Source organism: Streptomyces cinerochromogenes, from assembly GCF_014648635.1.
Lineage (GTDB): Bacteria > Actinomycetota > Actinomycetes > Streptomycetales > Streptomycetaceae > Streptomyces > Streptomyces cinerochromogenes.
The window spans coordinates 42,482-55,043 of the sequence record NZ_BMRM01000031.1 but is presented as its reverse complement, the minus strand read 5'-3'; the positions used below and the strand labels follow the sequence as shown (position 1 = coordinate 55,043).

Here is a 12,562-nt window from a genome sequence, read left to right as displayed (position 1 = left end):
CGGAACGCTCGACGGGGGCACGTTCGATGAGGGACGCGCGATGAGGGCGCTCGCCCGCTGGGCGAGGGCCGAGTGGGGGCCGCTCGCCACCGCCGTGCGCGAGCCGCTGCGCCGGCGGGGGCCGGCGGCCGTACCGATGAGCCTGGCGGCGGTGGGTCTGACGGCGTTCCTGCAGTACGTGCAGAACCAGCCGTGGGGGTACCAGCTCGTGCAGAACGCGGGTGCCGTACGGGCCGAGGACCCGCTGTGGCTGGCCCTGCTGCGCACCCCCCTGTCGCTGTTCGTGCCCGCGCTGGACCTGCCGGTGTGGGGGGCGCTGGCGCAGATCCTGCTGGTGTTCGGGATCGCCGAGCTGTGCCTGGGCCGGTGGCGGACGCTGACGATCGCCTACGTCGCCACGCTCGCCGGCACCCTGTACGCGCGCCTGGGCACCACCCTCGGCGCGCACGCCCCGTTCGGGTTGCCGTGGACCGACGAGCAGGTGGTGGACACCGGGCCGTCGGCGGCCGTGGTGGGGCTGGCGGTGTTCGTGAGCTGGCGGTACGGCGCCTATGTGACGGCGGGCGCGGTGACGCTGGCCATGGTCGCGGAGGTGCTGCTGAAGGAGAACCTGGCCGGCAAGGAGCACCTGGCCGCGCTGATGGCGGTGGGGCTGCTGTGCCTGCTGGCGGCGCTGCGGCAGCGCCGGCGGAGCCTGCCGGGCCGCGCCCGCCGCCCGTGGGGGCCGGGCGGGAGCGGTCAGCGGTGGCCGGGCAGGCGTGCCGGGCGGGGGTCGGGTCTGCCGCCGATCCAGTCCTGAAGGGCGCGGCGCGGCCGGGCCCAGCGGCGGTCGTGCCGGTAGACGCGCAGGGCGGCCCGGGCGCGGGCGCGGGGGCGACGGCCGTAGAAGCGGCGGGCCCACGGGGAGCCGGGGCGGGCGAGCCGGACCGCTCCGACGAGTGCCACCAGCGGGACGATCACTCCGAAGAGCGCGGTGGGGGTCTTGCCCTTGGCCAGGGCGACGAGCGACAGGAGGAAGTTCCCGGCGACGGTGGCGATGGCACCGCCGCGGTCGTGCAGTTCCTCCTGGGAGAGGTTGTCGACACCGAACGGGGAGAAGCCGGCGAGCAGCAGGCCGACGAGGGCGGCGGTGAGCACGACCACCTCGACGCTCTTGCGGCCCTCCTCGGTCCAGTACACGTCGTCCAGGTGCAGGACCAGCGCGAACTCGTCCAGGACCAGGCCGGTGCCCATGCCGAACAGCACGGCGGAGACGGCCGCTCCGGCGCCGTGCCGGTCGCTGGCGACCGCGCCGAAGCCGCCGACGACGGTGAGGACGACCCCGGGGACGACGTGGTGGATGTGCAGCCCGCCCGCCCTGACGTCCCCGAAGGGGCCCCTGCCCGCCCGGATCAGACGGGTGACGGCCCGGGTGACGACGAAGGTCAGCACGAACGCGGCGAGGGCGAGCAGCAACGGGAGTTTGCCCGGCTCGACGATGTTCCGCACCCACCAGTGCCCCATGTGCGCACTGTAGCCCCGGCTCCGGTCGGCGGCGCTCCGGCCGCCCGGTAGCCTGCGCCGGTGCTCAAGTCTGCTCCCCTCGACGGCCTCCGCTTCGCCTTCGGCACGCTCACCGTGCTGCCCGTACGGGTGCACCGCTGGGACCGGGAGGCCGCACGCGGGGGCATGCTGTGCGCCCCGCTGGCCGGGCTGGTCGTCGGCGGCTGCGCGGCCGGGCTCGGCCTGCTGCTGCTCCTGCTCGGCGCGGGCCCGCTGCTCGCCGCCGTCGCCTCGGTCGCCGTACCGGCCGCGCTGACGCGGGGGCTGCACCTCGACGGGCTCGCCGACACCGCCGACGGGCTGGGCAGCGGCAAGCCCGCCGAGGACGCGCTGCGGATCATGAAGCAGTCGGACATCGGGCCGTTCGGTGTGCTGACCCTCGTCCTGGTGCTGCTGGCCCAGGCGGCCGTGCTGGCGCAGCTGTACGACGGCTCCTGGGCCCGGGGTGCCGTGGCGGCCGTGGCCTCGGCGGTCACGGGCCGGCTGGCGCTCACCCTGGCCGCCCGCGCCGGCGTGCCGGCCGCCCGTCCGGAGGGGCTGGGGGCGGCGGTGGCCGGGGCGGTGCCGACGGCCGCCGCCCTGGGGACCGGGATCGGGGTGGTGGCGGTGGCCGGGGCGGCGGGTGCGCACGCCGCCGTCGCGGTGGCCGCGGGGGCCGGCGGGGCCGAGGTGCTGCTGCGGGTGTGCGTCCGCAGGTTCGGCGGGGTGACCGGAGACGTGTTCGGGGCGGTCGCGGAGACGGCCGCGACCGTGTCCCTCGTGGTGCTGGCTCTCGGCCGGTAGCGCCGGGGCGCGCCGGTTCTCCCGGGCGGTGGTTCCACGGCGGTGGTCCCACGGCGGATCAGGGGACATCATGCGGACGCGGGGGGTGGACGTGGACCCCACGCCACACGCGGGTGAACACCCGAAGGAATGAGCGAACGCACCCACACGCGTAGTCTCGTCCCGGGTGTTCGCCGACAGGGTGAAGGCCCCGGTTGCCACCAGTCCCCAGGCCTGGACCTAGGGTCGGCTCTCGGGCCCGGTCGACCCACCCCTTGATCGGCCACAGCAACTTCACATCGGAAGCGAGAATTCACCACCGTGACTGCTCTGACTCTCAGCACCGCCGCGGCGCCCGGCCTGCGGGCCGACGCGATCGTGATCGGTGTCGCCAAGGGCGCCCAGGGGCCCGTCGTCGCGCCCGGCGCCGAGGCCGTGGACAAGGCGTACGACGGCAAGCTGGCCGGCGTCCTGGAGACCCTCGGCGCCTCGGGTGCCGAGGGCGAGCTGACGAAGCTGCCCGCCCCGGCCGGCTTCAAGGCCCCGCTCGTGGTGGCGGTGGGCCTCGGCGAGGAGCCCGGCGACGAGAACGCCGAGGACGGCGAGAACGGCTACGACGCCGAGGCGCTGCGCAAGGCCGCCGGTGTGGCCGCCCGGGCGCTCACCGGGGCGAGGAAGGCCGCGTTCGCGCTGCCCGTCGACGGCCCCGGTGCCCTCGGCGCGATCAGCGAGGGCATCCTGCTCGGCGCCTACTCCTTCGACGCCTACAAGGGCAGCGCCCAGGACACCGGGAACGCCAAGGGCAAGAACGGCAAGGGCCCGCTGGCCGAGGCCGCGCTGCTCGGCGGCAAGCCGCGCGACGCCGCGCACAAGGGCGCCCTCGCCCGCGCGGTCGCGGTCTCCGAGGAGCTGAACCGCGCCCGCGACCTGATCAACATGCCGCCGAACGACCTCGACCCCGCGGCCTTCGCCCAGATCGCGCAGACCGCGGCCAAGGAGCACGGCCTCAAGGTGCAGGTGCTCGACGAGAAGGCGCTGACCAAGGGCGGCTACGGCGGCATCCTCGGCGTCGGCGGCGGCTCGGCGTCCGCCCCGCGCCTGGTGAAGCTGTCGTACCGGCACCCGAAGGCGGAGAAGCACCTGGCCTTCGTCGGCAAGGGCATCACCTACGACTCGGGCGGCATCTCGCTGAAGCCGGCCGGGCACAACGAGACGATGAAGTGCGACATGAGCGGTGCCGCCGCCGTGTTCGCCGCGGTCGTCGCCGCCGCGCGCCTCGGCCTGGAGGTCAACGTCACCGGCTGGCTGGCGCTGGCCGAGAACATGCCGTCCGGCTCCGCCGTGCGCCCGGGCGACGTGCTGCGCATGTACAGCGGCAAGACGGTGGAGGTGCTCAACACCGACGCCGAGGGCCGGCTGGTGCTCGCCGACGCGCTGTGGGCGGCCTCGCAGGAGAACCCGGACGCGATCGTGGACGTGGCCACGCTGACCGGCGCGATGATGCTGGCGCTGGGCAGCCGGACCTTCGGCGTCATGGCCAACGACGACGCGTTCCGCTCCGCGGTGTACGAGGCGGCCGAGGAGGTCGGCGAGCCGGCCTGGCCGATGCCGCTGCCGGAGCACCTGCGCAAGGGCATGGAATCGCCCGTCGCCGACATCGCGAACATGGGCGAGCGGTGGGGCGGCGGACTGGTCGCCGGCCTGTTCCTGCGCGAGTTCGTGGGCGAGGGGATCACCTGGGCCCACCTCGACATCGCCGGCCCGGCGTTCAACGAGGGCGGGGCCTTCGGGTACACGCCGAAGGGCGGTACCGGTTCCGCCGTGCGCACGCTGGTGCGTCTCGCCGAGCTGACCGCCGCGGGTGACCTGGGCTGACGTCCGCCCAACAGCCCGGTTCGGCTGCTTGTTCCGCAGCTCGCCGCGTGGGGGCTGGTCGCGCCCACGCGGCGGAGCCGCATATCGAACACAGCCTCGCGCCCCTGTGGGGCGCTCTAGTGGGGTGTCTCACACTCCAGCCCGGCGCATCGTTCGCCTCGAACAAGTGCAAAGATGGAGCCCGGCAGGACAGGGCCCCCACCGAAGGGCCGAAGCATCAAGCGGCCGGACACCAGCCGCCTGCCGGTCATCGGAGACCGGCGCACGGCGCACATGCATGGAGGACGTGACGTGGCGAACGACGCCAGCACCGTTTTCGACCTAGTGATCCTCGGCGGTGGTAGCGGTGGTTACGCCGCGGCCCTGCGCGGGGCGCAGCTGGGCCTGGACGTCGCCCTGATCGAGAAGGACAAGGTCGGCGGCACCTGCCTGCACCGGGGCTGCATCCCCACCAAGGCCCTGCTGCACGCGGGCGAGATCGCCGACCAGGCCCGCGAGAGCGAGCAGTTCGGTGTGAAGGCCACCTTCGAGGGCATCGACGTGCCGGCCGTCCACAAGTACAAGGACGACGTCATCTCGGGCCTGTACAAGGGTCTGCAGGGGCTCATCGCCTCCCGCAAGGTCACCTACATCGAGGGTGAGGGGCGTCTGTCCTCCCCCACCTCCGTGGACGTGAACGGCCAGCGCATCCAGGGCCGCCACGTCCTGCTGGCGACCGGCTCCGTGCCGAAGTCGCTGCCGGGCCTGGAGATCGACGGCGACCGCATCATCTCCTCCGACCACGCCCTCGTCCTGGACCGCGTGCCGAAGTCCGCGATCATCCTGGGCGGCGGTGTCATCGGTGTCGAGTTCGCCTCGGCGTGGAAGTCCTTCGGTTCCGACGTCACCGTCATCGAGGGCCTGAAGCACCTCGTCCCGGTGGAGGACGAGAACAGCTCGAAGCTTCTTGAGCGCGCGTTCCGCAAGCGCGGCATCAAGTTCAACCTGGGCACCTTCTTCCAGAAGGCCGAGTACACCCAGGACGGCGTGAAGGTCACCCTGGCCGACGGCAAGGAGTTCGAGGCCGAGGTCCTGCTGGTGGCCGTCGGCCGCGGCCCGGTCTCGCAGGGCCTGGGCTACGAGGAGGCCGGGGTCGCCATGGACCGCGGTTACGTCCTCGTCGACGAGTACATGCGCACCAACGTCCCGACCATCTCCGCCGTCGGTGACCTCGTCCCGACGCTCCAGCTCGCGCACGTCGGCTTCGCCGAGGGCATCCTGGTGGCGGAGCGTCTGGCCGGTCTGAAGGTCGTTCCGATCGACTACGACGGTGTCCCGCGGGTGACGTACTGCCACCCGGAGGTCGCCTCCGTCGGTATCACCGAGGCCAAGGCCAAGGAGATCTACGGCGCGGACAAGGTCGTCGCCCTGAAGTACAACCTGGCGGGCAACGGAAAGAGCAAGATCCTCAAGACCGCGGGCGAGATCAAGCTCGTCCAGGTCAAGGACGGTGCCGTGGTCGGCGTCCACATGGTCGGCGACCGCATGGGTGAGCAGGTCGGCGAGGCGCAGCTGATCTACAACTGGGAGGCGCTGCCGGCCGAGGTCGCCCAGCTCATCCACGCCCACCCGACGCAGAACGAGGCGCTCGGCGAGGCCCACCTGGCCCTGGCCGGCAAGCCGCTGCACTCCCACGACTGAGCCTTCGGTCAACGGGCGCGACGACACAGACTTTCCGCAATTCGTTAGGAGCAACCGAAACCATGGCGGTTTCCGTAACCCTTCCGGCGCTCGGTGAGAGCGTCACCGAGGGCACTGTCACCCGCTGGCTGAAGGCCGAGGGCGAACGCGTCGAGGCCGACGAGCCGCTGCTCGAGGTCTCGACCGACAAGGTCGACACCGAGATCCCGGCCCCCGCCTCCGGCGTGCTGGCCTCCATCAAGGTCGCCGAGGACGAGACGGTCGAGGTCGGCGCCGAGCTGGCCCTGATCGACGACGGCACGGGTGCGCCCGCCGCCGCCCCGGCCCCCGCCGCCGCCGAGGCCCCCGCCCCGGCTCCGGCCGCCGAGCCGGCCCCCGCCCCGGTCGCCGAGGCCCCGGCCGCCCCGGCTCCCGCCCCCGCCGCCGAGGCCGCTCCGGCCGCCCCGGCCGGTGGCGCCGAGGGCACGGACGTGGTCCTGCCCGCGCTCGGCGAGTCCGTCACCGAGGGCACCGTCACCCGCTGGCTGAAGTCGGTCGGCGACAGCGTCGAGGCCGACGAGCCGCTGCTCGAGGTCTCCACGGACAAGGTCGACACCGAGATCCCGGCGCCCGCCTCCGGCGTGCTGCTGGAGATCACGGTCGGCGAGGACGAGACCGCCGAGGTCGGCGCCAAGCTCGCCGTCATCGGCGCCCCGGGTGCCGCTCCGGCGCCCGCCCCGGCCCCGGCCGCCGCTGCCCCGGCTCCTGCCCCGGCGCCCGCTCCGGCTCCGGCGCCCGCTCCGGCTCCGGCTCCGGCCCCCGCTCCGGCCCCCGCCGCTCCGGCTCCGGCGCCCGCCGCCGCTGCCCCGGCCGCCCCGGCCCCGGCTCCGGCGCCCGCCCCGGCTCCGGTCACCCCGGCCACCGCGCCGACCTCCCCGACCGCCACCCAGGCGACGGACGAGGGCGCGTACGTGACCCCGCTGGTGCGCAAGCTCGCCGCCGAGAACGGCGTCGACCTGGCCACAGTCAAGGGCACCGGCGTCGGCGGCCGCATCCGCAAGCAGGACGTCATCGCCGCCGCCGAGGCCGCGAAGGCCGCCGCCGCCCCGGCTCCGGCCGCCGCAGCCCCGGCCGCCGCCAAGAAGGCCCCGGCGCTGGAGGTCTCCCCCCTGCGCGGCCAGACCGTCAAGATGCCGCGGATCCGCAAGGTCATCGGCGACAACATGGTCAAGGCGCTGCACGAGCAGGCCCAGCTGTCGTCGGTCGTCGAGGTCGACGTCACCCGCCTGATGAAGCTGCGCGCCAAGGCGAAGGACTCCTTCGCGGCCCGCGAGGGCGTCAAGCTCTCCCCGATGCCGTTCTTCGTCAAGGCCGCCGCGCAGGCGCTGAAGGCCCACCCGGTCATCAACGCCAAGATCAACGAGGCCGAGGGGACCATCACCTACTTCGACACCGAGAACATCGGTATCGCGGTGGACTCCGAGAAGGGCCTGATGACCCCGGTCATCAAGAACGCCGGCGACCTCAACATCGCGGGCATCGCCAAGGCCACGGCGGAGCTGGCGGGCAAGGTCCGGGCCAGCAAGATCACGCCCGACGAGCTGTCCGGCGCGACCTTCACCATCTCCAACACCGGTTCGCGCGGTGCCCTGTTCGACACGATCATCGTGCCGCCGGGCCAGGTCGCGATCCTCGGCATCGGTGCCACGGTCAAGCGTCCGGCGGTCATCGAGACCGAGGAGGGCACGGTCATCGGCGTCCGCGACATGACCTACCTGACCCTCTCCTACGACCACCGCCTGGTCGACGGCGCCGACGCGGCCCGTTACCTGACGGCGGTCAAGGCGATCCTGGAGGCGGGCGAGTTCGAGGTCGAGCTGGGCCTCTGAGTCCCGTCCCCTGCGGCACCCCGTCCGGAGCTTCTCCGGGCGGGGTGTTCGTGTTTGTCGGCATACGGAGCGTGTAAGCCTCGTCTCACCTGCACCAAAGCACCCCCACGCGCCCTACCCGCGGAGCGAACCGGCCTTATTGTCTAAACGTCAGCCCTCCCTAAGGAGCCCTCATGACCGCGCCCGTCGTCCACTCGCTGCGCGAGCAGATCCGCGAGCACATCGTGGAGGGAATCGTCAGCGGGCGCTGGCAGCCGGGCGAGCGCATCGTGGAGCGCCGGATCGCCACCGAGCTGGAGGTCAGCCAGACCCCGGTCCGCGAGGCCCTGCGCGAGCTGGAGTCGCTCCGCCTGATCGAGTCGGCCCCCAACAAGGGCGTACGCGTCCGCAACCTCACCGCCGCCGACCTGGAGGAGAGCTACCCGGTCCGGGCCGGCCTGGAGGCCATCGCGGCGGAGCTGGCGGCGGAGCGCCTCGCGGAGGACTGCTCGGCGCTGGAACCGCACGTCCTGGCCCTGTACGAGGCCGACCGGGAGGCGGACGGCACGGCCCAGGTGCGGCACACGGTCGGCTTCCACCGGGAGCTGGTCCGCGCCGCGCACAACTCGGTGCTGCTGCACACGTGGGAGGGGCTCGGCATCGAGGTCTTCACGGCGCTGTCGATCCGCTGGCTGGGTACGGTCCAGCAGTCGTACGCGGAGGAGCACGAGGAGCTGGTGCAGGCGTTCAAGCGCCGGGACCCGCGGATCGCGGAGCTGGTGAAGGCGCACGTGCTGGGCTGCGCGCCGCGCGCCTGACCCGCCCGGTTCAGTCGAGCACGCCTACGCTCAAACGCCGCCCCACCTGCGAAAACAAGGCTCCGGCGCGTCACCGGGTGCCATTACTGAAGGCACCGCGTGCCTACTTTCTCCAAATCAAGAGGTTTTCGCCCTCAACCCTTTGATCGATCATCGATCAGGGGGTTACAGTCGCCGACGGACTTCCACCGAAGTCCCTGCCCTGTCCTGCCAAAGACCAAGGGCACCCCCGAACCCTTACCGATGAGGGAACCCCCTTCGACTGAGGAAGGCGGCGACATGACCGACCCCAACGCCATCCAGCCGAGCGCGCTCGACCAGCTCCCGGACCGCGACCCGGAGGAGACCGCCGAGTGGCAGGCCTCCCTGGACGCCGTCGCCAGGGAGGCCGGGCCGCACCGCGCCGCGTACCTGATGCGCCGCACGCTGGAGCGCGCCGAGGCGGGCGGCATCGCGCTGCCGAAGCTCCTCGAGACCGACTACGTCAACACCATCCCCACCTCCGCCGAGCCGGGCGTGCCCGGCGACCCGGAGATGGAGGCCCGGATCACCGCCTGGAACCGCTGGAACGCGGCCGCGATGGTGACCCGGGGCGCGAAGCACGGCGTCGGCGGCCACATCGCCACCTTCGCCTCCGCCGCCTGGCTGTACGAGACCGGCTTCAACCACTTCTTCAAGGGCAAGGAGGGCGACGGCTCCGGCGACCAGCTGTACATCCAGGGCCACGCCTCCCCCGGCATCTACGCCCGCGCCTTCCTGGACGGCCGCCTGAACGAGGCGCACCTGGACAACTTCCGCCAGGAGGCCGCCGGCAACGGCCTGCCGTCGTACCCGCACCCGCGCCGCCTTCCCTGGCTGTGGGAGTTCCCGACGGTGTCGATGGGCCTCGGCCCGCTCTCCGCGATCTACCAGGCGCGCTTCAACCGCTACCTGACCAACCGCGGCATCAAGGACGTCTCCGCCTCCCACGTCTGGGCCTTCCTCGGCGACGGCGAGATGGACGAGCCGGAGTCGACGGCGGCCCTCGCGCTCGCCGCCCGTGAGGAGCTGGACAACCTCACCTTCGTCATCAACTGCAACCTGCAGCGCCTCGACGGCCCGGTCCGCGCCAACTTCAAGATCGTGCAGGAGCTGGAGGCCCAGTTCCGCGGCGCCGGCTGGAACGTCATCAAGACGCTGTGGGGCACGGCCTGGGACGAGCTGTTCCAGCTCGACACCACCGGTGCGCTGGTACGCCGGCTGCGCGAGGTACCGGACGCGCAGATCCAGACGTACCAGACCCGCGGCGCCGCCTACATCCGCGAGGACTTCTTCGGCAAGGACCCGGCGCTCGCCGAGATGGCGAAGCTGCTGAGCGACGACAAGATCCTGGAGTGTTTCCACCTCTCCCGCGGCGGCCACGAGGCCCGCAAGGTCTACGCCGCGTACAAGGCCGCCGTCGAGCACAAGGGCGCGCCGACCGTGATCCTCGCCCAGACGGTCAAGGGCCACACCCTCGGCGAGGGCTTCGCGTCGAAGAACGCCAACCACCAGATGAAGAAGCTCTCGGTGGACGAGTTCAAGACGATGCGGGACCTGCTGGACCTGCCGATCAAGGACAGCGACTTCGTCGACGGCGTGGTGCCCTACGGCCACCCGGGCGCCGACTCCCCCGAGGTCCGCTACCTCCAGGAGCGCCGCGCGGCCCTCGGCGGCCCGGCCCCGGCCCGCCGTACGCACGCGCTGGCCCCGCTGCCGGCCCCGGCCGAGAAGGCCTTCGCCTCCTTCGACAAGGGCTCCGGCTCGCAGAACGTCGCCACCACCATGGCCTTCGTCCGCCTGGTCAAGGACCTGGTCCGCGACAAGGAGACCGGCAAGCGCTGGGTGCCGATCGTCCCCGACGAGGCGCGCACCTTCGGCATGGAGAGCCTCTTCCCGTCCCTGGGCATCTACTCCCCCAAGGGCCAGACGTACGAGCCGGTCGACCGCGACCAGCTGATGTACTACAAGGAGGCCAAGAACGGCCAGATCCTCAACGAGGGGATCACCGAGGCCGGTTCGATGGCCGACTTCATCGCCGCGTCCACCGCGTACGCGACGCACGGCGAGGCGATGATCCCGTTCTACATCTTCTACTCGATGTTCGGCTGGCAGCGCACCGCCGACCAGATGTGGCAGCTCGGCGACCAGCTCGGCCGCGGCTTCCTCGTCGGCGCCACCGCGGGCCGTACGACCCTGACGGGCGAGGGCCTGCAGCACGCCGACGGCCACTCCCCGGTCATCGCCGCGACCAACCCGGCCGCGCTGACGTACGACCCCGCGTTCGCCTACGAGATCGCGGTGATCGTCCGTGAGGGTCTGCGCCGGATGTACGGCGAGGCCAAGCCGGGCGAGGACCAGAACGTCTTCTACTACCTGACGGTCTACAACGAGCCGCTGCCGCAGCCGGCGAAGCCGCAGGGCCTCGGCATCGACGAGGGCATCGTCAAGGGCCTGTACCGCTTCAACACGGCGGAGTCCGCGGGCGTGACCGTGGCGGCCAACGCCCCGCGCATCCAGCTGCTGGGCTCGGGCACGGCGATCCACTGGGCCCTCGAAGCCCAGAAGCTGCTCGCCGAGGAGTGGGGTGTGGCCGCCGACGTGTGGTCCGCCACCTCCTGGTCCGAGCTGCGCCGGGACGCCATGGAGGCCGACGCGGCGCTGCTGCGCGGCGAGGAGCGGGTGCCGTACGTCCGCCAGGCGCTCCAGGGCGCCGAGGGCCCGGTCCTCGCGGTGTCCGACTACATGCGCCAGGTCCCGGACCAGATCGCGCAGTGGGTCGAGCAGGACTGGTCCTCGCTGGGCGCCGACGGCTTCGGTCTGTCGGACACCCGTGAGGCCGCCCGCCGCCACTTCGGCGTCGACGCCCCGTCGATCGTCGTGGCGGCCCTCGCCCAGCTGGCCCGCCGCGGCGAGGTCAAGGCGACGGCGGTCAAGGAGGCCCGGGAGAAGTACGGGCTGTAAGGCACCGCTCTCCTGAGGAGGCCCCCGCTTCGGCGGGGGCCTCTTGCATGATGTGCGCATGCGCGCCGCTCGTCTCATCAAGATGGTTCTGCTCCTCCAGTCCCGGCCCGCCATGACGGCGGCCGAGCTGGCGCGGGAGCTGGAGGTGTCGGAGCGCACCGTGACGCGGGACGCGCAGGCGCTGTCGGAGGCGGGGGTGCCGGTGTACGCGGAGCGGGGGCGGGTCGGCGGGTACCGGCTGGTCGGGGGGTACCGGACGCGGCTGACCGGGCTGGCCCGGAGCGAGGCCGAGGCGCTGTTCCTGAGCGGGGTGCCGGGGGCGCTCAGGGAGATGGGGCTCGAGGACGCGGCCTCGGCGGCCCGGCTGAAGGTGTCCGCCGCGCTGCTGCCCTCGCTGCGGGACGCGCCGGACACGGCCGCGCAGCGGTTCCACCTGGACGCGCCCGCCTGGTTCCGGGAGCCGGAGGCGCCCGCGCTGCTGCCGGTGCTCGCCGAGGCGGTGTGGGACGACCGGCGGGTCGGCGCGGTGTACCGGCGCGGGGAGACGGCGGTGGAGCGGCTGCTGGAGCCGTACGGGCTCGTGCTGAAGGCGGGGGTCTGGTACCTGTGCGCGCGGGTGGCGGGAAGCGGCTCCTTCCGGACGTACCGGATCGACCGGTTCGACGACGTCGACGTTCTCGGCGAACGCTTCGACCGCGACCCGGACTTCGACCTGCCCGGCTTCTGGGCGGAGCAGGCCGAGCGGTTCGCCCGGTCGATCCTGCGGGCGGAGGTGGTCGTACGGCTGTCCCCGGAGGGCGTGCGCCGGCTGCCGTACGCCGTGGATCCGCTCGGCGCGCGGGAGGCGCTGCGGAGCCCTGGCGAGCCGGATGCCGAGGGATGGGTGACGGTGACGCTGCCCGTGGAGTCGGAGGAGGTCGCGCACGGCCAGCTGACGGCGCTGGGCGCGGAGGCGGAGGTGCTGGCTCCGGAGGGTCTGCGGGAGCGGTTCGCGGCGGACGCGGCCCGGGTCGCCGCGCTGTACCGCCGTACGGAGGGCCGGTGAGATCCCCCCGA

9 protein-coding genes are annotated in these 12,562 nt (G+C 72.9%); 8 read left to right on the top strand and 1 reads right to left on the bottom strand.

All coding sequences use genetic code 11. The features are described 5' to 3' along the window. The first annotated feature begins 40 nt into the window (after positions 1-40). Positions 41-799, top strand: a complete 759-nt coding sequence (locus tag IEZ20_RS37330) for a hypothetical protein (RefSeq protein WP_189307202.1) — start codon at positions 41-43, stop codon at positions 797-799. Here IEZ20_RS37330 and IEZ20_RS37325 read toward each other — a convergent pair. Beyond that, positions 739-1,503: a hypothetical protein gene (locus tag IEZ20_RS37325; protein ID WP_189307200.1), complete on the bottom strand. Its 765-nt coding sequence runs from the start codon at positions 1,501-1,503 to the stop codon at positions 739-741. The genes IEZ20_RS37330 and IEZ20_RS37325 overlap by 61 nt on opposite strands. A 60-nt stretch (positions 1,504-1,563) precedes the next feature. Here IEZ20_RS37325 and IEZ20_RS37320 point away from each other — a divergent pair, with 60 nt between their 5' ends. The 7 genes from IEZ20_RS37320 to IEZ20_RS37290 all read left to right on the top strand — a co-directional run bounded on the left by IEZ20_RS37320 (position 1,564) and on the right by IEZ20_RS37290 (position 12,551). After that, complete coding sequence (locus IEZ20_RS37320) at positions 1,564-2,325, top strand: adenosylcobinamide-GDP ribazoletransferase (protein ID WP_189307198.1); 762 nt, start codon at positions 1,564-1,566, stop codon at positions 2,323-2,325. Positions 2,326-2,625: 300 nt separating this feature from the next. Then, complete coding sequence (locus tag IEZ20_RS37315) at positions 2,626-4,179, top strand: leucyl aminopeptidase (protein WP_189307196.1); 1,554 nt, start codon at positions 2,626-2,628, stop codon at positions 4,177-4,179. Between the two features lie 291 nt (positions 4,180-4,470). Further along, positions 4,471-5,859, top strand: coding sequence for a dihydrolipoyl dehydrogenase (lpdA, locus tag IEZ20_RS37310; RefSeq protein ID WP_189307195.1), 1,389 nt, complete (start codon positions 4,471-4,473; stop codon positions 5,857-5,859). Between the two features lie 62 nt (positions 5,860-5,921). Beyond that, the gene (gene sucB, locus IEZ20_RS37305) at positions 5,922-7,727 is read left to right on the top strand and encodes a 2-oxoglutarate dehydrogenase, E2 component, dihydrolipoamide succinyltransferase (RefSeq protein ID WP_189307193.1); all 1,806 of its coding nucleotides are present in this window, start codon (positions 5,922-5,924) and stop codon (positions 7,725-7,727) included. 173 nt (positions 7,728-7,900) lie between these two features. Beyond that, positions 7,901-8,524, top strand: coding sequence for a GntR family transcriptional regulator (locus tag IEZ20_RS37300; protein WP_189307191.1), 624 nt, complete (start codon positions 7,901-7,903; stop codon positions 8,522-8,524). 279 nt (positions 8,525-8,803) lie between these two features. Next, positions 8,804-11,506 carry a pyruvate dehydrogenase (acetyl-transferring), homodimeric type gene (gene aceE / locus IEZ20_RS37295; protein WP_189307188.1) on the top strand — a complete coding sequence of 901 codons (2,703 nt, stop codon included), beginning with the start codon at positions 8,804-8,806 and terminating at the stop codon, positions 11,504-11,506. Between the two features lie 58 nt (positions 11,507-11,564). Next, positions 11,565-12,551 carry a helix-turn-helix transcriptional regulator gene (locus IEZ20_RS37290; RefSeq protein WP_189307186.1) on the top strand — a complete coding sequence of 329 codons (987 nt, stop codon included), beginning with the start codon at positions 11,565-11,567 and terminating at the stop codon, positions 12,549-12,551. Positions 12,552-12,562 lie beyond the last annotated feature (11 nt).